This is a genomic window from Stenotrophomonas sp. GQ19, from assembly GCF_059758695.1.
The window spans coordinates 1-18,197 of sequence record NZ_JCAXES010000013.1 but is presented as its reverse complement, the minus strand read 5'-3'; the positions used below and the strand labels follow the sequence as shown (position 1 = coordinate 18,197).

Annotated in this window: 30 protein-coding genes; 1 reads left to right on the top strand and 29 read right to left on the bottom strand. The window is 63.2% G+C overall.

The annotated features are described in order from the left end of the window. Positions 1–142 precede the first annotated feature (142 nt). Entirely contained in the window at positions 143–2,263 is a 2,121-nt protein-coding gene (locus AC6CHL_RS19255) for a TonB-dependent receptor (RefSeq protein WP_498295827.1), read from the top strand. A gap of 51 nt (positions 2,264–2,314) precedes the next feature. Here AC6CHL_RS19255 and AC6CHL_RS19250 read toward each other — a convergent pair whose 3' ends face one another. The 29 genes from AC6CHL_RS19250 to AC6CHL_RS19110 all read right to left on the bottom strand — a co-directional run. Next, positions 2,315–2,821 (bottom strand): disulfide bond formation protein B, encoded by a 507-nt coding sequence (locus AC6CHL_RS19250; protein WP_137190957.1) that lies wholly within the window; start codon positions 2,819–2,821, stop codon positions 2,315–2,317. A gap of 604 nt (positions 2,822–3,425) precedes the next feature. Then, positions 3,426–3,812, bottom strand: coding sequence for a 50S ribosomal protein L17 (gene rplQ / locus AC6CHL_RS19245; RefSeq protein WP_038690259.1), 387 nt, complete (start codon positions 3,810–3,812; stop codon positions 3,426–3,428). Between the two features lie 201 nt (positions 3,813–4,013). After that, positions 4,014–5,012, bottom strand: a complete 999-nt coding sequence (locus tag AC6CHL_RS19240; RefSeq protein ID WP_038690260.1) for a DNA-directed RNA polymerase subunit alpha — start codon at positions 5,010–5,012, stop codon at positions 4,014–4,016. 55 nt (positions 5,013–5,067) lie between these two features. Continuing rightward, entirely contained in the window at positions 5,068–5,697 is a 630-nt protein-coding gene (rpsD, locus tag AC6CHL_RS19235) for a 30S ribosomal protein S4 (RefSeq protein WP_038690262.1), read from the bottom strand. A gap of 14 nt (positions 5,698–5,711) precedes the next feature. Continuing rightward, positions 5,712–6,101, bottom strand: a complete 390-nt coding sequence (gene rpsK / locus AC6CHL_RS19230) for a 30S ribosomal protein S11 (RefSeq protein ID WP_017355427.1) — start codon at positions 6,099–6,101, stop codon at positions 5,712–5,714. A 12-nt stretch (positions 6,102–6,113) separates the two neighbouring features. Then, positions 6,114–6,470: a 30S ribosomal protein S13 gene (gene rpsM / locus AC6CHL_RS19225; RefSeq protein ID WP_019186163.1), complete on the bottom strand. Its 357-nt coding sequence runs from the start codon at positions 6,468–6,470 to the stop codon at positions 6,114–6,116. Positions 6,471–6,831: 361 nt separating this feature from the next. Continuing rightward, positions 6,832–8,187, bottom strand: coding sequence for a preprotein translocase subunit SecY (gene secY, locus AC6CHL_RS19220; protein ID WP_038690265.1), 1,356 nt, complete (start codon positions 8,185–8,187; stop codon positions 6,832–6,834). 3 nt (positions 8,188–8,190) lie between these two features. After that, positions 8,191–8,634 (bottom strand): 50S ribosomal protein L15, encoded by a 444-nt coding sequence (gene rplO, locus AC6CHL_RS19215; RefSeq protein ID WP_038690267.1) that lies wholly within the window; start codon positions 8,632–8,634, stop codon positions 8,191–8,193. A 4-nt stretch (positions 8,635–8,638) separates the two neighbouring features. After that, positions 8,639–8,830 (bottom strand): 50S ribosomal protein L30, encoded by a 192-nt coding sequence (gene rpmD, locus AC6CHL_RS19210; RefSeq protein ID WP_038690275.1) that lies wholly within the window; start codon positions 8,828–8,830, stop codon positions 8,639–8,641. Then, positions 8,823–9,365 carry a 30S ribosomal protein S5 gene (gene rpsE / locus AC6CHL_RS19205; RefSeq protein WP_038690276.1) on the bottom strand — a complete coding sequence of 181 codons (543 nt, stop codon included), beginning with the start codon at positions 9,363–9,365 and terminating at the stop codon, positions 8,823–8,825. The genes rpmD and rpsE overlap by 8 nt, the downstream gene beginning before the upstream one ends. Before the next feature lie 158 nt (positions 9,366–9,523). Then, positions 9,524–9,883: a 50S ribosomal protein L18 gene (gene rplR, locus AC6CHL_RS19200; RefSeq protein ID WP_038690277.1), complete on the bottom strand. Its 360-nt coding sequence runs from the start codon at positions 9,881–9,883 to the stop codon at positions 9,524–9,526. A 95-nt stretch (positions 9,884–9,978) separates the two neighbouring features. Continuing rightward, on the bottom strand, positions 9,979–10,506 hold the full coding sequence (rplF, locus tag AC6CHL_RS19195) for a 50S ribosomal protein L6 (RefSeq protein ID WP_137190958.1): 528 nt from the start codon (positions 10,504–10,506) through the stop codon (positions 9,979–9,981). Between the two features lie 18 nt (positions 10,507–10,524). Next, a complete protein-coding gene (gene rpsH, locus AC6CHL_RS19190; RefSeq protein ID WP_019186156.1) occupies positions 10,525–10,923 on the bottom strand; it encodes a 30S ribosomal protein S8 in 399 nt (132 codons plus the stop codon). Between the two features lie 261 nt (positions 10,924–11,184). After that, on the bottom strand, positions 11,185–11,490 hold the full coding sequence (rpsN, locus tag AC6CHL_RS19185; RefSeq protein WP_038690281.1) for a 30S ribosomal protein S14: 306 nt from the start codon (positions 11,488–11,490) through the stop codon (positions 11,185–11,187). Between the two features lie 18 nt (positions 11,491–11,508). After that, a complete protein-coding gene (gene rplE, locus AC6CHL_RS19180) occupies positions 11,509–12,051 on the bottom strand; it encodes a 50S ribosomal protein L5 (RefSeq protein ID WP_038690283.1) in 543 nt (180 codons plus the stop codon). A gap of 10 nt (positions 12,052–12,061) precedes the next feature. Continuing rightward, positions 12,062–12,379: a 50S ribosomal protein L24 gene (gene rplX, locus AC6CHL_RS19175; RefSeq protein ID WP_017355416.1), complete on the bottom strand. Its 318-nt coding sequence runs from the start codon at positions 12,377–12,379 to the stop codon at positions 12,062–12,064. A 16-nt stretch (positions 12,380–12,395) separates the two neighbouring features. Then, positions 12,396–12,764, bottom strand: coding sequence for a 50S ribosomal protein L14 (gene rplN, locus AC6CHL_RS19170; RefSeq protein ID WP_038690286.1), 369 nt, complete (start codon positions 12,762–12,764; stop codon positions 12,396–12,398). A gap of 13 nt (positions 12,765–12,777) precedes the next feature. Beyond that, positions 12,778–13,047 (bottom strand): 30S ribosomal protein S17, encoded by a 270-nt coding sequence (gene rpsQ / locus AC6CHL_RS19165; protein WP_038692463.1) that lies wholly within the window; start codon positions 13,045–13,047, stop codon positions 12,778–12,780. 11 nt (positions 13,048–13,058) lie between these two features. Next, positions 13,059–13,244 carry a 50S ribosomal protein L29 gene (gene rpmC / locus AC6CHL_RS19160; RefSeq protein WP_017355413.1) on the bottom strand — a complete coding sequence of 62 codons (186 nt, stop codon included), beginning with the start codon at positions 13,242–13,244 and terminating at the stop codon, positions 13,059–13,061. After that, complete coding sequence (gene rplP / locus AC6CHL_RS19155; RefSeq protein ID WP_017355412.1) at positions 13,244–13,657, bottom strand: 50S ribosomal protein L16; 414 nt, start codon at positions 13,655–13,657, stop codon at positions 13,244–13,246. The genes rpmC and rplP overlap by 1 nt, the downstream gene beginning before the upstream one ends. A 5-nt stretch (positions 13,658–13,662) precedes the next feature. Further along, a complete protein-coding gene (gene rpsC / locus AC6CHL_RS19150; protein ID WP_038690288.1) occupies positions 13,663–14,394 on the bottom strand; it encodes a 30S ribosomal protein S3 in 732 nt (243 codons plus the stop codon). 17 nt (positions 14,395–14,411) lie between these two features. Further along, positions 14,412–14,747 carry a 50S ribosomal protein L22 gene (gene rplV, locus AC6CHL_RS19145; protein WP_017355410.1) on the bottom strand — a complete coding sequence of 112 codons (336 nt, stop codon included), beginning with the start codon at positions 14,745–14,747 and terminating at the stop codon, positions 14,412–14,414. A 12-nt stretch (positions 14,748–14,759) separates the two neighbouring features. Beyond that, the gene (gene rpsS / locus AC6CHL_RS19140; RefSeq protein WP_017355409.1) at positions 14,760–15,029 is read right to left on the bottom strand and encodes a 30S ribosomal protein S19; all 270 of its coding nucleotides are present in this window, start codon (positions 15,027–15,029) and stop codon (positions 14,760–14,762) included. Positions 15,030–15,035: 6 nt separating this feature from the next. Then, positions 15,036–15,863, bottom strand: a complete 828-nt coding sequence (gene rplB / locus AC6CHL_RS19135) for a 50S ribosomal protein L2 (RefSeq protein WP_038690292.1) — start codon at positions 15,861–15,863, stop codon at positions 15,036–15,038. A gap of 10 nt (positions 15,864–15,873) precedes the next feature. Further along, positions 15,874–16,173, bottom strand: coding sequence for a 50S ribosomal protein L23 (gene rplW, locus AC6CHL_RS19130; RefSeq protein WP_038690294.1), 300 nt, complete (start codon positions 16,171–16,173; stop codon positions 15,874–15,876). After that, positions 16,170–16,775, bottom strand: a complete 606-nt coding sequence (rplD, locus tag AC6CHL_RS19125) for a 50S ribosomal protein L4 (RefSeq protein WP_038690296.1) — start codon at positions 16,773–16,775, stop codon at positions 16,170–16,172. Before rplD ends, rplW begins: the two co-directional genes overlap by 4 nt. 12 nt (positions 16,776–16,787) lie before the next feature. Beyond that, the gene (gene rplC / locus AC6CHL_RS19120) at positions 16,788–17,438 is read right to left on the bottom strand and encodes a 50S ribosomal protein L3 (RefSeq protein WP_038690298.1); all 651 of its coding nucleotides are present in this window, start codon (positions 17,436–17,438) and stop codon (positions 16,788–16,790) included. 11 nt (positions 17,439–17,449) lie between these two features. Next, the gene (gene rpsJ, locus AC6CHL_RS19115; RefSeq protein ID WP_010341589.1) at positions 17,450–17,761 is read right to left on the bottom strand and encodes a 30S ribosomal protein S10; all 312 of its coding nucleotides are present in this window, start codon (positions 17,759–17,761) and stop codon (positions 17,450–17,452) included. A 333-nt stretch (positions 17,762–18,094) separates the two neighbouring features. Further along, a partial coding sequence (locus tag AC6CHL_RS19110) for an EF-Tu C-terminal domain-related protein (RefSeq protein WP_498295889.1) occupies positions 18,095–18,197 on the bottom strand: 103 nt, incomplete at its 5' end.

The following is an 18,197-nucleotide window of genomic DNA, read 5'->3' as shown; positions in this document are numbered from 1 at the left end:
GCGGCAGCTGAACGCCGGAAAACGGCCGGCGCGATCGGCCACGAACGGCATGCCCAGAGGCGGGCGGACAGGCGCATGATTTGTTACGGAGTAACACTGCCAGGCCGGCACCCCCTTCCCTGCCCAGCCCAACGCCGCCCCCATGAAGCCCTCTGCGCTCACCGCCGCCATTGCCTTCGCCCTCACCGTCACCAGCCTGCCCGCCCTGGCCGACGCGCCCGCCACGCCCGCCGTCACCGACCTGGATGCGGTCACCGTCAGTGCCCAGCTTGACCAGGCCCGCAACACCCTTTCGCCGGACATCGGCAGCAGCCAGTATCAGATCACCGCCGAGGACATCCAGAAGCAGCCGCTGGGTGCGTCAGCCCCGCTCAGCCAGGTGCTGCTGCAGGCCCCTGGCGTGGTCCAGGACAGCTACGGCGGGGTCCACGTGCGGGGCGACCACGCCAACCTGCAGTACCGCCTCAACGGGGTCCTGCTGCCCGAATCCATCTCCGGCTTCGGCCAGACCCTGGACGCGCGCACGATCAAGAGCATCCGCCTGATGGATGGTGCACTGCCGGCCCAGTTCGGCGAGCGCACCGCCGCCGTGGTGGACATCACCACCCGCAGCGGCGCCGAGCTGGGCAATGGCGGCAGCGCCGGCCTCACCACCGGGTCGTTCGGCACGCTCAACCCCAACGCCTCCTGGTGGGGCAGCCAGGGCCGCTGGAGCTGGTACCTGACCGGCAACTACAACCAGAACGAGGTGGGCCTGGAAAACCCGACCGCCTCGCGCCGGCCCGATCATGACGACACCCACCATGGCAAGGCGTTCGCCGACCTCACCTACCTGGTCAACGACAGCACCCGGCTGAGCCTGTTCGCCGGGTTCGCCAACAACCGCTTCCAGATTCCGACCAACCCCGGCCAGGAACCGCAGTTCGGCTACCTGGATACCGCCGGGCAGGAGTCGGCGCAGCTGGACGAGACCCAGCGCGAGACCACCCGCTTCGGCATGCTGGTGCTGCAGGGCACGCTGGGCGACACCGCCTACCAGGTCTCGGCCGGGCAGCGTTACAGCGACCTGGCGTTCAATCCGGACGTGGCCGGCGACCTGGTCTTCAACGGGGTGGCCTCGCAGGTGCAGCGCAGCAACCGCGCCACCACCGTGCAGGCTGACTTCTCCACCCCGCTCGGCGACAACCACACCCTGCGTTACGGCCTGTACGACAACAGCGAGCGTGCGCGTGCGGGCAGTACCGCCTGGGTATTCCCGGTCGATGCGGACGGCAACCAGGCCAGCACCACGCCCCTTGTGATCCCCGACACCAGCGCCTTCCACGCCAGCACCGCGGCACTGTACGTGCAGGATGAATGGCGCATCGGCACCGACTGGACGCTCAACTACGGCCTGCGCGGCGACCGCTACCGCGCCTTCGGCGGCACGGAAGGCCAGCTCAGCCCGCGCCTGGGCGTGGTCTGGAATGCCACCGACAGCACCACCGTGCACGCCGGCTACGCGCGCTACTTCACGCCGCCAGCCAGTGAACTGGTGGCCGGCAGCGACATCGCGCTGTACGACGGCACCACCAATGCGCAGCCGGCCATCGGCAGCACCACGCCGCTGTCCGAGCGCAGCGACTACTACGACGTGGGGATCTCCCAGCAGGTTGGCGAGCACCTGACCCTGGGCCTGGACGCGTACGACCGCAAGGTCGATCGCCTGCAGGACGAAGGCCAGTTCGGCGCTGCCTATATCTACTCCACCTTCAACTACCGCCGCGGCCACATCCACGGCGTGGAGTTCAGCGCGGACTACAGCCGGGGGCCGCTCAGCGCGTACGTCAATGCGGCCTACAACAAGGCGATGGGCAAGCAGGTGCTCACCGGCCAGTACAACCTGGACCCGGAGGCGCTGGCCTACGTGCAGGACAACTGGATCCACCTGGACCACGACCAGAAGCTGACCTCGTCAGGCGGGGTCAGCTACGCCTTTGCCGGCCACAACCGGGTGGGCGCGAACTACGTGTTCGGCAGCGGGCTGCGCTCGGATACCGAAGGCGTGCCCAACGGCGGTGAGCTGCCGTCCTACCTGCAGGTGAACCTGAGCGCGGCGCATGATTTCAACGCCGACAGTGGGCACCCGCTGCACGCGCAGTTGGCGCTGGTCAACGCGCTGGACCGCAGCTACCAACTGCGCGACGGCGGCGGCATCGGGGTGTTCGCGCCGCAGTGGGGCCCGCGCCGTGGCGCCTACCTGAGCCTGCAGCAGGACTTCTGAGCCATTACCCGGTCCGCCGGCCATGCGCCGGCGGGCCCGGGACGTGCGGAATCAGGCGCGGCGCTTGCGGAACGAGGCGAACAGCGCCCAGCCGGCCAGCAGCACGAACCACACCAGGCTCCACATGGGCATGGTGAGGCCGAGGAACTGCCAGTCGATGTTGCCGCAGTCGCCGGTGCCGGTGAGCACGGTGCGGAACACCTCGAGCGGGCCCATGGTTTCGCTGAGGAAGGCCAGCGGCGGGCCGCAGCTGGAGCCCATGTCCTTGGGCAGCAGCTGCACGTAGACGTGGCGGCCGGCAATGCCCATACCGACGGCGGCGGCAATGAAGGCCAGCACACCATAGGTGCCACGGCCGGCGCGTTCGCGCGGGCCATGCAGGGCGCCAATCAGGAACAGAAGGCCGAGCGCGGCGAACGCCAGGCGCTGGAAGATGCACAACGGGCACGGCTCCAGCCCGATCTTCAGCTGCAGGAAGATCGCATAGGCGAGCAGCCCGGCGCAGATCAGGAACCCCAGCAGGAACTGGGCGCGGTAATTCCAGCGCAGTGGATTCATTGGCAACACTCGTGAACGTGCAAGGCGCCAAGATTAACAGGGCGCCGCAGGCCCCGGCCCCTGCCGACCTACCGGCTATCGGCCCGCTGGACCAGACAGCGTGTTCCGAGGTCCACACCCACGCTGTGTTGCCCAGTAGGGGCGTCGGCACGGGTGGGTTGGCGGGACACGCCGTAAATCCATCCTTGGAGGCTCCGTCGCGCCATCCATGGCGCTCAGGGTCCCGCCAACCCACCCGTACCGCCGCCTGGACAGTTGGCTGGTGCCGCAGCATTGAACAGCACGCCATCGAGCGGTGTGGTTGGGCTGCACAGCCGCCGTCAAGGCACGCTGGGGTCGACAGCACGGCTTTGCCCTTCCCGTGCGCACCGACCCACTGTCCAGGCGCTGGTGGGGGTGGGTTTACGGGACCCTGAGCCGCATGGATGCGGCGACGGAGCTTACATCGACGTACTTGCAGCGTGTCCCGTAAACCCACCCCCACCAGGGCCCATCGCAGGAACCGGCGTACTGCACTGCCGCCCTTGCCTTTTCTCAGGGCCACAAACGGAAAAACCCGGCACAAGGCCGGGTTCTTCACCGAATTACGGGTGTTGCGCGTCGATTACTCTTCGACGGCTTCAGCCACGGCAGCCGGACGGTCGACCAGTTCGACGTAGGCCATCGGAGCGTTGTCGCCAGCGCGGAAGCCGCACTTCAGCAGACGCAGGTAGCCACCCGGACGGGTCGCGTAGCGCGGGCCCAGGATGGTGAACAGGTTGCCCACGGCTTCGTTGTCACGCAGACGGGCGAACGCCAGACGACGGTTGGCGACGGAGTCGACCTTGGCCAGGGTGATCAGCGGCTCGGCGACGCGGCGCAGTTCCTTGGCCTTCGGCAGCGTGGTCTTGATCAGCTCGTGCTTGAACAGCGAGGCAGCCATGTTCTTGAACATTGCTTCGCGGTGAGCGCTGGTGCGGTTGAACTTGCGGCCGGACTTCATGTGACGCATGGACGTGATTCCTTGATTGAATGTTGGATCGGTTGGGTATCGCTGTCGCCATCCTGGCGTTGCTGCTTGGACTGCGGTTGGTCCGATGCCGGCCCTCCTGGCCGACCGTCACCGCAGGCTATTGGCCTGTCGATGCGAGGTACTGCGGGTAAAGCCCCCGCACCCGAAGGTGCGGGGTCAAGCATCTTGCGTAGCGCTGGATCAGCCGAGCATGCCGTGCTGGGCGACACCGGCCGGCGGCCAGTTCTCCAGCTTCATGCCGAGCGAAAGACCGCGCTGTGCGAGGACTTCCTTGATCTCGGTCAGCGACTTCTTGCCGAGGTTCGGGGTCTTGAGCAGTTCCACTTCGGTCTTCTGGATCAGATCGCCGATGTAGTAAATGCTCTCTGCCTTCAGGCAGTTGGCCGAGCGAACGGTCAATTCCAGATCGTCGATCGGGCGCAGCAGCACCGGATCCACGCCGTTGTTGGCCGGCTTGGCAGCACCGCGGTCGCGGTGGGTGAAGTCACCGAAGACCGACAGCTGATCGCTGAGGATATCCGCGGCAGTGCGCACGGCTTCCTCGGCATCGATCGTGCCGTTGGTTTCGATGTCCAGCACCAGCTTGTCCAGATCGGTACGCTGTTCAACGCGGGCCGCTTCCACCGAATAGGCGACGCGACGGACCGGCGAGAACGAGGCGTCCAGGACCAGACGACCGATGGCACGGGTTTCTTCATCCGGACGACGACGCGCGGCCGCCGGCTGGTAGCCGAAACCACGCTCGACCTTCAAACGCATATTGATTGCCGTGTCCTTGGTCAGGTGGCAAATGATATGGTCGTTGTTGAGGATCTCGACGTTGTGATCGACCTTGATATCGGCAGCAGTCACGACACCCGGACCCTGCTTGGACAGCGACACGGTTGCGTTGTCACCGGTATGCATACGGATCGCCACGTCCTTCAGGTTGAGCAGGACTTCAAGCACGTCCTCCTGCAAGCCTTCAAGGGTGGTGTACTCGTGCAGCACGCCGTCGATCTCAACTTCCGTGATGGCGAAGCCCGGGATGGACGACAGCAGCACGCGACGCAGGGCATTGCCCAGCGTATGCCCGTAACCACGCTCCAAGGGTTCGATAACGACCTTGGCGCGGGTGTCGGTAAGGCGTTCGATCTGCGGACCGCGAGGACGCAGAACCTGGTTGGCGGTAACCGTCATGTTGCGGGTTCTCCTAGTGAATCCCCGGCCGTCGCCGGGGATTCTCCAATGTGAATTACTTCGAATACAACTCGACGATCAGCGCTTCGTTGATATCCGCAGGCAGGTCCGCACGATCCGGAACCGCCTTGAAGATGCCGGCGAACTTGCCGGAATCCACTTCAACCCACGACGGACGCAGGTCGTGCGTGGCCGACACGGTCAGGGCTTCCTGAACGCGCAGCTGCTTGGCAGCCTTCTCGGACAGCGCGACAGCGTCGCCAGCCTTGACCTGGTAAGAAGCCAGGTTGACCGACTTGCCGTTCACGGTGACACCGCGGTGCGAGACCAGCTGACGAGCAGCCGGACGGGTCACAGCGAAGCCCATGCGGTAGACAACGTTGTCCAGGCGGGTTTCCAGCAGCTGCAGGAGGTTCTCGCCGGTGTTGCCCTTCTTGGTCGAGGCCTTCTTGTAGTAGTTGCGGAACTGACGCTCCAGCAGACCGTAGATACGCTTGACCTTCTGCTTTTCGCGCAGCTGGGTAGCGTAGTCGGACAGCTTGCCCTTACGGGCAGTGGCGCCGTGCTGGCCGGGCTTCTGCTCCAGCTTGCACTTGGAGTCCAGCGCGCGCGCCGGGCTCTTGAGGGAAAGGTCGGCGCCTTCGCGGCGGGCGAGCTTACAGGTAGGACCGATATAACGAGCCATTTCTTATCGCTCCTTTAGACGCGACGCTTCTTCGGCGGACGGCACCCGTTGTGCGGGATTGGCGTCACGTCGATGATGTTGGTGATCTTGTAGCCCACGTTGTTCAGCGAGCGCACGGCCGACTCACGACCCGGACCCGGGCCCTTGATGCGGACTTCCAGGGACTTGACGCCGTAGTCGAGCGCGGCACGGCCGGCCTTCTCGGCAGCCACCTGGGCAGCGAACGGGGTGGACTTGCGCGAACCGCGGAAGCCAGCGCCACCGGAGGTCGCCCACGACAGAGCGTTGCCCTGGCGGTCGGTGATGGTCACGATGGTGTTGTTGAAAGAAGCGTGGACGTGGGCGACGCCGTCAGTGACGACGCGCTTGATCTTCTTCTTGGTCTTAGCGACGGGCTTAGCCATTTCTTAGGTCCCTTACTTCCTGATCGCCTTGCGCGGGCCCTTGCGGGTGCGGGCGTTGGTACGGGTGCGCTGGCCACGCAGCGGAAGACCGCGACGGTGACGCAGACCGCGGTAGCAGCCCAGATCCATCAGGCGCTTGATCGCGATACCGATTTCACGGCGCAGATCGCCTTCCACGATGTACTTGCCGACTTCGAGACGAAGACGCTCGATTTCCGGCTCCGACAGATCGCGGATCTTGGTGGTCGAGGTAACGCCTGCGGCGTCGCAGACCTTCTTCGAACGGGTACGGCCGATGCCGTAAATGCTTTGCAACCCGACCCAGACGTGCTTCTGGGCTGGCAGGTTGACGCCTGCAATACGCGCCATGACGCGGTTCTCCAGCTGAGTGATGGCCGACAGCGCACCATGGGGCGCGCCAATCCGGCAGGATGGATCAAAAAAGTGAACTAGCGATACTAACAAGGTTCCGGTTTACTTGGAAGCCCGTGAAACACAAGGTTTCACGAACTTGGCCCAGGGAGTGTGCCCAGGCTCCGGCGCCGGATCAGGTTGACTCCAGGAAGTGGCACTTTCGTACCCTTCCCGGTGACGCCCGCGCTACTCCCGCGCGGGACCACCCGATCTCACCCCCACCCGGAACCGCTGCGGGGGCCGCCCTTCGTTTGTGTGGCCAGGTCCGCGAAGCGGAGGACCATCACGTCAGGAAGACGAAAGTGTAACAGGCTTATCAGCCGCGGGCAAAACCGCCGCGATTGCCGCCCTTCAGGTTGGCCTTTTTCAGCAGGCTCTCGTACTGGTGCGACATCAGGTGCGCCTGGATCTGCGCAATGAAGTCCATCACCACCACCACCACGATCAGCAGCGAGGTGCCGCCGAAGTAGAACGACGCGCCCAGCTGGGTGCGCATGATTTCCGGCAGCAGGCAGACGATCACCAGGTACAGCGAACCGGCGGCCGTCAGGCGGGTCAGAACGGCGTCGACATAGTCGGCCGTTGCCTTGCCCGGACGGATACCCGGAATCAGCGCGCCCGACTTCTTCAGGTTGTCGGCGGTTTCCTGCGAGTTGAACACCAGCGCGGTATAGAAGAACGCGAAACCGGTGATCAGCGCAGCGAACACGATCATGTGCAGCGGCTCGCCCGGACCCAGCGCGTTGGCCACCTTCTGCAGCCAGGTCGCCGAACTGGCCTGGCCGGACCACATGGCCAGGGTCGTCGGGAATGCAAGGATCGACGAGGCGAAGATGGCCGGGATCACGCCCGCCATGTTCAGCTTCAGCGGCAGGAACGAAGTCTGGTTCATGTATGCGTTGCGACCGCCCTGGCGGCGCGCGTAGTTCACCGTGATCCGACGCTGGCCACGCTCGACGAACACCACGAAGTAGGTGAAGGCCAGCACCACCAGCACGATCAGCAGCAGCGCGATGAAGCTCATGTTGCCGTCGCGGTAGGCTTCCACGGTGTGGATGACCGCGCCCGGCAGGCCGGCCACGATGCCGGCGAAGATGATCAGCGAGACGCCGTTGCCGATGCCACGCTCGGTGACCTGCTCGCCAACCCACATCAGGAAGATCGTACCGGCGGTCAGCGCGACGATGGCGGTGAGCACGAAGCCCATGCCCGGGGCGTACACAACCGGCGCGCCGCTCGGCGACAGCTGGTTCTGCAGCGCCAGCGCGATGCTGCCGCCCTGCACCACTGCCAGCAACACGGCACCGATGCGGGAATATTGGGTGATCTTGCGACGGCCCGACTCACCTTCCTTCTGCATTGCCTTTAATGCCGGGAAGATATGGACCGCCAGCTGCATCACGATGGACGCCGAGATGTACGGCATCACGTTCAGCGCAAAAATGCTGAAACGGTGCAGGGCGCCGCCCGAGAACATGTTGAACATGTCCACGATGCCGCCGCCCTGCGCCTGCATGAGCGCAAGCATGGCATCGGGATTCACGCCCGGCACCGGCACATAACAGCCGATGCGATAGACGATCAATGCCCCGATGACGAACAGCAGACGCTGGCGAAGTTCCGTGAACTTGCCGAGCCCGCCGCCGAGGTTGCCAATGCCAGCTTGCGCCATGTCTTACTCCTGTACGCTGCCGCCGGCAGCTTCGATCGCGGCCTTGGCACTGGCCGTTGCAGCGACGCCCTTCAGGATGAACGCCTTGGTGACGTCGCCCTTCATGACAATCTTGGCCCGCTTAGCGGAGCTCGGGACCAGCTTGGCAGCGCGCAGCGCGGCAAAGTCGATCTCGCCGGCTTCCAGGCGTTCCAGCTGGTAGGACAGCACTTCAGCGGTGTCCTTGGCAATCTTGGAACGGAAACCGACCTTCGGCAGACGACGCTGCATGGGGGTCTGGCCGCCTTCGAAGCCCGCCTTGATCTTGCCGCCACCCTTACGGGCGAACGAACCCTTGTGGCCGCGGCCGCAGGTCTTGCCCAGGCCGGAGCCGATACCACGACCGACGCGGGTACGCTCTTTACGAGCGCCCGGTGCCGGGCTCAATTCATTCAGATGCATGGTCATTGGATTATTCCTCAACCTTGACGAGGTAGTGGACCTTGTTGATCAGACCGCGAACCTGCGGGCTGTCCTTCAGTTCACGGACATCGTTGAGCTTGCCCAGACCCAGCGCACGCACCGACAGGCGATGACGCGCCTGGGCACCACGCAGGCCGCGAACCAGACGGACCTTGACGGTCTTGGTGGTGTCATTAGCCATGGTTGAGATCCTCTACCTTCTTGCCGCGCTTGGCCGCGATGCGGGCCGGCGACTGCATTTCGCTCAGACCCTTCAACGTGGCGCGAACCAGGTTGATCGGGTTGCGCGAACCAACGGCCTTGGCCAGCACGTTCTTGACGCCAACGGCTTCCAGGACGGCGCGCATGGCACCACCGGCGATGACACCCGTACCTTCCGAGGCCGGCATCATGAACACGCGGGCTGCGCCGTGGCCGGACTTCACCGGGTGCCACAGGGTGCCGTTGTTCAGATCGACGTCGGCCAGGTTCTTGCGCGCCTGCTCCATCGACTTCTGGATGGCGACCGGCACTTCGCGTGCCTTGCCATAGCCGAAACCGACCTTGCCTGCGCCGTCACCGACCACGGTCAGTGCGGTGAAGGTGAACTGACGACCACCCTTGACGGTCTTGCTGACGCGATTGACCGCGACCAGCTTTTCGATCATGCCGTCGTCGACTTTCTCTTCGCGGTTACGGTCGCGATCGCGACCCCGCTGCTGACGTTCTTCTGCCATGTTGATTCCTTGATTGATTGAGTATGTACGGCTCGAGGCCGCTTATAGCTGTGAAGTGGTGCGGTGGATCGTTCGCCCTTGCAGAAGAAGGACGTCGCCCGGCGCAACCCGCGCCGGCAGGCAGGTGGAGGCAGGGCTGAGCCCTGCCCCCGAATCCCTTAGAACTGCAGGCCGCCTTCGCGGGCTGCGTCGGCCAGTGCCTTGATGCGGCCGTGGTAGCGGTAGCCCGAGCGGTCGAAAGCGACCTTCTCGATGCCCGCAGCCTTGGCGCGCTCGGCGACCAGCTTGCCCACCTTGGCGGCGGCGTCGCTGTTCTTGCCGTTCTTCAGGCCTTCCTTGACGTCGGCCTGGGTGGTGTTGGCAGCAGCCAGCACCTTGGAGCCATCGGCGGTGAAGACCTGGGCGTACAGGTGCTGACCGGTGCGCAGCACCGACAGACGCGGCACGCCGAGAACGCGGATGTGTGCACGGGTCGACTTGGCGCGACGCAGGCGGGCGATGTTCTTGTTGATGCTCATGATTTGAGTTCCTTGAAAGCTGAAGTGAAGCGGGCTTTTGCTTTGAGAAACCCAGCCAGTGATGGCCGGGTTTCCGTGGAAGTTCCCGCGCCTGATTAGGCCTTCTTGGCTTCCTTACGAATGATGACTTCGCCGGCGTACTTCACACCCTTGCCCTTGTAGGGCTCCGGCGGACGGAAGCCACGGATCTTGGCGGCCACTTCACCAACGCGCTGCTTGTCGGTGCCCTGGACCAGAACTTCGGTCTGGGTCGGGGTCGAAATGGTGATGCCTTCCGGCGCCACGAACACGACCGGGTGCGAGAAACCGAGCGACAGGCTCAGGTCCTTGCCCTGCATGGCGGCACGGTAGCCGACGCCGACCAGCTCGAGCTTGCGCTCGAAGCCTTCGGTGACGCCGTGGACCATGTTGGCCAGGATCGCGCGCACGGTGCCGGTGAGGGCGAGCAGGCTCGGATCGTTGGCGGCCAGGTTGGCAACGCCGTTTTCGACGGTGATTTCAACGCCAGCAACCTTGGGCAGCGACAGGGAGCCCTTCGGGCCCTTCACGCTGACGGATTCCGGCTGGATGTTCAGTTCAACGCCCTTGGGCAGGTTGACCGGCTTCTTGGCTACGCGGGACATAGTTGGTTCCTTCTCGCCTTAGGCCACGAAGCACAGGACTTCGCCGCCGACGCCCAACTGGCGCGCCTGCGCATCAGTCATGATGCCCTTGGAGGTGGAGATGATGGAGATGCCCAGGCCGTTGAGGACCTTCGGCAGCTCAGACTTGCCACGGTACTGGCGCAGGCCCGAACGCGAGAAGCGCTTCAGGGTCTCGATGACCGGCTTGCCTTCGAAATACTTCAGGACGATTTCAAGCTCGGCCTTGTTGTTCTCGATCTTGGTCACGCGCAGGTCGGTGATGTAGCCCTCGGCCTTCAACACTTCTGCGATTGCAACCTTGATCTTGGAGGACGGTGCCTTCACCGTCTGCTTGCCAACCGCGGCCGCATTCTTGATGCGTACCAGCAGGTCGGCGATGGGATCAGTCATGCTCATAGTCGATACCTTTGAGTGCACCGATATCCGCTTTCGCGAAAATCTTGCTGTGTTCCTGGGATGGGCCAGAACCCTTGTTACCTGTTCAGCGGACCAGCGGTCCGCTCTACGCCAGCCCCTGTGACGGAGCAAGACGCGGGAGTATACGGCAAAAAGAGCCCGACTTGCGTCGGACTCCTTAATTGGGAACAAACCTGAACAACCGGTCGGTCCCCCTGCCCCACATCCAGGGGATGCGGGACAGGTTCCGGGACGAATCCCTTACCAGCTTGCCTTGCGCAGGCCCGGCACGTCGCCACGCATGGTGGCTTCGCGCAGCTTGTTGCGGCCGAGGCCGAACTTGCTGTAGACGCCACGCGGGCGGCCGGACAGTTCGCAACGGTTGCGGTGGCGGCTCGGCGACGAATCGCGCGGCAGCTTCTGCAACTTCACGACAGCGTCGGCCTTGTCGGCGTAGGAAGCGGTCGGGCTGGAGATGATCTTCTTCAGCTCTTCACGCTTGCCAGCGAACTTGACGGCCAGCTTGGCGCGCTTCAGATCGCGGTTGACCATGGAGGTCTTTGCCATTTCGGTTTCCTCGACGTATCAGTTACGGAACGGGAACTTGAACGCTGCGAGCAGCGCCTTCGCTTCCGCGTCGGTCTTGGCGGTGGTGGTGATGGCGATATCCATGCCGCGGATCGCGTCGACAGCGTCGAAGTCGATTTCCGGGAAGATGATCTGTTCCTTCACGCCCATGTTGAAGTTGCCGCGACCGTCGAAGGAACGACCCGAGACACCACGGAAGTCGCGCACGCGCGGCAGCGAGATGTTGATCAGGCGATCCAGGAACTCATACATCTTTTCACGACGCAGCGTGGTCTTGCAGCCGATCGGCCAACCATCGCGGATCTTGAACGAAGCCACCGAGACGCGGGACTTGGTCACGATCGGCTTCTGGCCGGAGACCTTGGCCATGTCGGCGACGGCGTTTTCCAGGATCTTCTTGTTCGTGGCTGCTTCGCCGACACCCATGTTCAGGGTGACCTTGACCAGCTTCGGAACCTGCATCGGATTGGTGTAGCCGAACTGCTTCATCAGCGCCGGCACCACTTCTTCCTTGTAGAACTTTTCGAGACGGGTATTCATCAGCGCATCCTCAGGCGTCGAGCGCCTCACCGCTGGAGCGGAACACACGCAGTTTGCGTCCATCCTCCAGCACCTTGAAACCAACGCGTTCGCCCTTGCCCGAAGCCGGGTTCAGCACATTCACATTGGAGATATGGATCGACGCTTCACGCTCGACCACGCCGCCGGCAACGCCTGCCTGCGGGTTCGGCTTGGTGTGGCGCTTGACGATGTTCACGTTGGCGACGATCACACGATCGCCGTCGACGCGGACGACTTCGCCCTGCTTGCCCTTGTCCTTGCCGGTGTTGACGACGACCTGGTCGCCCTTCTTGATACGGTTAGCCATGATTATCTCCTGTCGCTCACAGCACTTCGGGAGCGAGCGAGACGATCTTCATGAACTTCTCGGTACGAAGTTCACGCGTCACCGGTCCGAAGATGCGGGTGCCGATCGGCTCTTGCTTGTTGTTGAGCAGGACCGCGGCGTTGGCGTCGAAACGGATCAGCGAACCGTCGGCGCGACGCACACCCTTGCGGGTACGCACCACGACGGCGTCGAACACTTCACCCTTCTTGACCTTGCCGCGCGGGATCGCATCCTTCACGGTGACCTTGATGATGTCACCGATGTGGGCGTAGCGACGCTTGGAGCCGCCCAGCACCTTGATGCACATCACTTCCTTGGCACCGGAATTGTCCGCGACCTCGAGGTAGCTCTGCATCTGGATCATGATTCAGATCTCCTTATTCAGCCGCACGCGTGATGACTTCCACCACGCGCCAGTTCTTGGTCTTGGACATCGGAGCAATCTCGGTCACGCGGACGACATCGCCTTCGTTGCAGGCGTTGTCGGCGTCGTGGGCGTGCAGCTTGGTCGAACGCTTGATGTACTTGCCGTACAGGGCGTGCTTGACCAGGCGTTCCACCAACACGGTGACCGTCTTGTCCATCTTGTTGCTGACGACACGGCCTTCGACCGTGCGCAGCGCTTTGTTTTCAGTATTGTCGCTCATCGCGGCCATCCTTACTTGGTGCTGCCGAGCAGGGTCTTGACGCGAGCAATCTCGCGGCGGACCCGGCGGGTTTCGTGAGTCTTCGGCAGCTGGCCAGTAACCTGCTGCATACGGAGCGAGAACTGCTCCTTACGCAGGTCGGTCAGGTGGGCCTTCAGATCGTCAGCCGACTTTTCGCGAAGTTGTTTGATATCCATTACATCACCGTCCGGGTCACGAAGGTGGTGGTCACGGAGAGCTTGGCAGCTGCCAGGCGGAACGCCTCGCGAGCCACGCTTTCATCCACACCTTCAATTTCATAGATCATGCGGCCGGGCTGGATCTGGGCTACCCAGTACTCCACGTTGCCCTTACCAGAACCCATTCGGACTTCGATGGGCTTCTTGGTGATCGGCTTGTCGGGGAACACTCGGATCCACATCTTGCCGCCGCGCTTGACGTAGCGGCTGATCGAGCGGCGAGCCGCTTCGATCTGACGCGCGGTCAGCTGACCATGAGCGGTTGCCTTCAGGCCGTACTCGCCGAAGCTGACAGCGTTGGCGCTCCAGCTCAGGCCATCGTTACGGCCCTTGTGTACCTTGCGGTACTTGGTTCGCTTGGGTTGCAACATTGTCGTTACCTCGCTTCACGAGCCGGGCGCTGACGGTCACCGCGGTCGCCGCGATCGTTACGATCGTTGCGCGGGGAATCGTCCTGCTTTTCCTGGCCAACCTGGGAGAAATCGAAAACCTCGCCCTTGTAGATCCAGACCTTGATGCCGATGATGCCGTAGGTCGTCTTGGCTTCAGCGAAGCCATAGTCGATGTCGGCACGCAGCGTGTGCAGCGGCACGCGGCCTTCGCGGTACCACTCCGAACGGGCGATTTCTGCACCGTTGAGGCGGCCACCCACGTTGACCTTGATGCCCAGGGCACCCAGGCGCATCGCGTTGCCGACCGAGCGCTTCATTGCGCGGCGGAACATGATGCGACGCTCCAGCTGCTGCGCGATCGACTCGGCAACCAGCTGTGCGTCCAGCTCGGGCTTGCGCACTTCGGTGACGTTGATGTGCGCCGGAACGCCCATCATCTCGCTCACTTCCTTACGCAGCTTTTCGATGTCCTCACCGCGCTTGCCGATCACCACGCCCGGACGGGCGGTGTGGATCGTCACGCGAGCGGTCTTTGCCGGACGCTCGATAAGGATCTTGCTGATGCCGGCCTGCGCAAGCTTCTTGCGCAGCATTTCCCGCACCTTCAGGTCGGCCGCCAGGTAACCAGCGAACTCGCCCTTGTTGGCGTACCACTTGGAGTTCCAGTCCTTGGAAATACCGAGGCGGATACCAATCGGATGAACTTTATGACCCATGGTGTTTTCCTTTCCGCTTACTTGCCGGCGCCCACAACCACAGTGATGTGGCTGGTGCGCTTGAGGATGCGGGTGCCGCGGCCTTTCGCCCGCGCCATGAAACGCTTCAGGGTCGGACCTTCATCTACCATGATGGTCTGAACCTTCAGCTCGTCGACGTCGGCGCCCTGGTTGTTTTCGGCATTTGCGATAGCCGACTCCACCACCTTCTTGATCAGGTGGGCAGCCTTCTTATCCGAAAACTTCAGCAGGTTGACCGCACGCTCGGCCGGCAGGCCGCGCACCTGGTCAGCGACCAGGCGGGCTTTCTGCGCAGAGATGCGCGCGGAGCGCAGGATTGCTTTCGCTTCCATTGTCATCTCTCCTTACTTGCCCGACTTCTTGTCACCACCGTGACCCTTGAAGGTCCGGGTGATGGCAAATTCGCCGAGCTTGTGGCCGACCATGTTCTCGTTGACGAGCACCGGAACGTGGTTCTTGCCGTTATGAACGGCGATGGTGATGCCTACCATTTCCGGCAGGATCATCGAACGGCGCGACCAGGTCTTGATCGGCTTCTTGCTACCCGCAGCGGCCTCCACCTTCTTGACGAGGTGGTGATCGACGAACGGGCCCTTCTTGAGTGAACGTGCCATGGTCGATTAGCCCCTACGATCGCGGACGATGAATTGCTGGGTGCGCTTGTTCTTGCGCGTCTTGTAACCCTTGGTCGGAACACCCCACGGGGTGACCGGATGCGGATTACCCTGGCCGGCCTTCGCCTCACCACCACCGTGCGGATGGTCAACCGGGTTCATGGCAGCACCACGAACGGTCGGGCGGACACCGCGCCAGCGCTTTGCGCCAGCCTTGCCCAGCTTTTCCAGGTTGTGTTCGTCGTTACCGACTTCACCGATGGTGGCGCGGCACTCGACCGGCACCTTACGCATTTCACCCGAGCGCAGGCGCAGGGTGGCGTAGATACCTTCACGAGCGACGAGCTGCACGGCGGCGCCGGCGGCACGTGCGATCTGAGCACCCTTGCCCGGCTTCAGTTCGATGCCGTGGACAGTGGTACCGACCGGGATGTTGCGCAGCGGCAGCGTGTTACCGGTCTTGATCGGCGCATCCGAACCCGCGATCACCTGGTCACCGGCCTTCAGGCCCTTCGGTGCGATGATGTAGCGGCGTTCGCCGTCGACGTAGCACAGCAGGGCGATATGGGCGGTGCGGTTCGGATCGTATTCGATGCGTTCCACGCGCGCCGGAATGCCTTCCTTGTTGCGCTTGAAGTCGATGACACGGTAGTGCTGCTTGTGGCCACCACCAACGTGACGGGTGGTGATGCGGCCGTGGTGGTTACGACCACCGGACTTGCTCTGCGGCTCCAGCAACGCTGCGTGCGGTGCGCCCTTGTGCAGATCGGGCGTAACCACGCGCACGGCCGAACGGCGGCCGGGGGAAGTGGGCTTGAATTTCATCAATGGCATGGGATGTACCTCAGGCCTTGGCCGTTACATCGATGGACTGGCCATCGGCGAGACGCACGTATGCCTTGCGCCAATCGCCGCGACGGCCGGTGCGGTTACGGAAGGACTTGTTCTTGCCCTTCACGTTCAGCACGTTGACCGACTCGACCTTGACATCGAACAGCTGCTCAACCGCGGCCTTTACATCGGCCTTGGTCGCTTCGTTCGACACTTCAAAGACATACTGGTTGGAATGTTCCTGCAGGCGCGCGGTCTTTTCGGAGACTCGCGGAGCGCGAAGAACGCTGAAGATTTTCTCGTTGGCGCTCATGCCAGCCACTCCTCGACCTTCTTGACCGCGTCAGCGGTGATGACGACCGTGTCGGCACCGACCAGCGACACCGGGTCCAGGCCCTGCACGTCACGCACTTCCACGTAGGGAATGTTGCGCGCCGACAGGTACAGGTGCTCGGAAGCATCTTCGGTGACGATCAGCGGACGCTTGCCCACTTCCAGGCCGGCCAGCTTGGCGATCAGAGCCTTCGTGTTGGTCGCTTCGACATCGAAGGACTCCACGATGGTCAGACGGCCCTGACGGTTCAGCTCGGACAGGATCGCGCACATGGCTGCACGGTACTGCTTACGGTTGACCTTCTGCTCGAAGCTGCGCGGCTTGGCCGCGAAGGTGACACCGCCGCCGACGAAGATCGGAGCCGTCAGTGCGCCATGACGCGCGCCGCCGCCCTTCTGCTTCTTCGACTTCTTGGTGGTACCAGCCACTTCAGAGCGAGTCTTCTGTGCCTTGGTGCCGGCGCGGCCGGCGTTGCGATAGGCGACGACGACCTGGTGAACCAGATCTTCGCTGAAATCGCGACCGAACACGGCGTCGGAGACCGAGACCTTGTTGTTGCTACCCGTGATAACGAGTTCCATCGTCATCTCTCCTTATGCCTTGCTCGCCGGACGGACGATCACGTCGCCACCCGCCGCGCCAGGAACGGCGCCGCGAACCGCGATCAGACCGCGCTCGACGTCGACCTTGACAACTTCCAGGTTCTGGGTGCTCTGCTGCACCGAGCCCATGTGACCGGACATCTTCTTGCCCGGGAACACGCGACCTGGCGTCTGGCGCTGACCCAGCGAACCCGGCGCGCGATGCGACAGCGAGTTGCCGTGGGTAGCGTCACCCATACGGAAGTTGTAGCGCTTGATGGTGCCCTGGAAGCCCTTACCCTTGGTGACACCCTGGACGTCGACGATCTGGCCGACTTCAAAGATGTCCGCCTTGACTTCGCCACCGACGGCGAAATCGCCGAGCTGGGCGTCTTCAACGCGGAATTCCCACAGGCCACGGCCCGCGTCGACCTTCGCCTTGGCGAAGTGACCGGCTTCCGGCTTGTTGACCAGGGCAGCGCGACGCGCGCCGACGGTCACCTGCACGGCGCTGTAGCCGTCAGCTTCGACGGTCTTGATCTGCGCGATGCGGTTCGGGGTAGCTTCAATCAGGGTTACCGGGATGGCCTGGCCATCTTCGGTGAACACGCGGCTCATGCCAGCCTTGCGGCCCACGAAGCCCAACGAATATTTCTTCGTCATGGTCGTAGTCCTCAGGTCAGCTTGATCTGAACGTCGACGCCGGCAGCCAGTTCGAGCTTCATCAGCGCGTCCACGGTCTTGTCGTTCGGGTCAACGATATCGAGCACGCGCTTATGCGTGCGGGTCTCGTACTGGTCACGCGCGTCTTTGTCGACGTGCGGGGAAACGAGAATGGTGTAACGCTCGATCTTGGTCGGCAGGGGGATCGGGCCACGCACTTGCGCGCCGGTCCGCTTTGCCGTTTCTACGATCTCGCTGGCCGAACGGTCGATCAAACGATGATCGAACGCCTTCAGCCGAATCCGGATCTTTTGGTCCGCCATGACGGTGGGTTCCTTCGTTAAAAGAGCGACGGACAAGGCCTCTGGGTTGCCTTGTCCCATGAATATCCTGAATGCAGACGCCGCACATTCCCGTGCGGCGACAAGATCTTTCCGTAGACCTCAAAAATCGAGGCAGACCGGTCTCCCGATCTGCCCAGACAAAAAGTATAGCGCGCATACAACGCGGCGGTCAACAGGGGACCTGTTGACACTGCCTGAATGGCGCGACCCTTCCTGGTCCGGGGAACACGAGGTGCGTCCTGCGCCTCTTTTCCCATTTAGTTCCGCCCCGATGCCCTACCCAGGCAACATCGGGGCGAAGATTCTAGCAGATTACGCCAGGATCTTGGAGACCACGCCGGCGCCGACGGTACGGCCGCCTTCGCGAATCGCGAAGCGCAGACCTTCGTCCATGGCGACCGGGTTGATCAGGGTG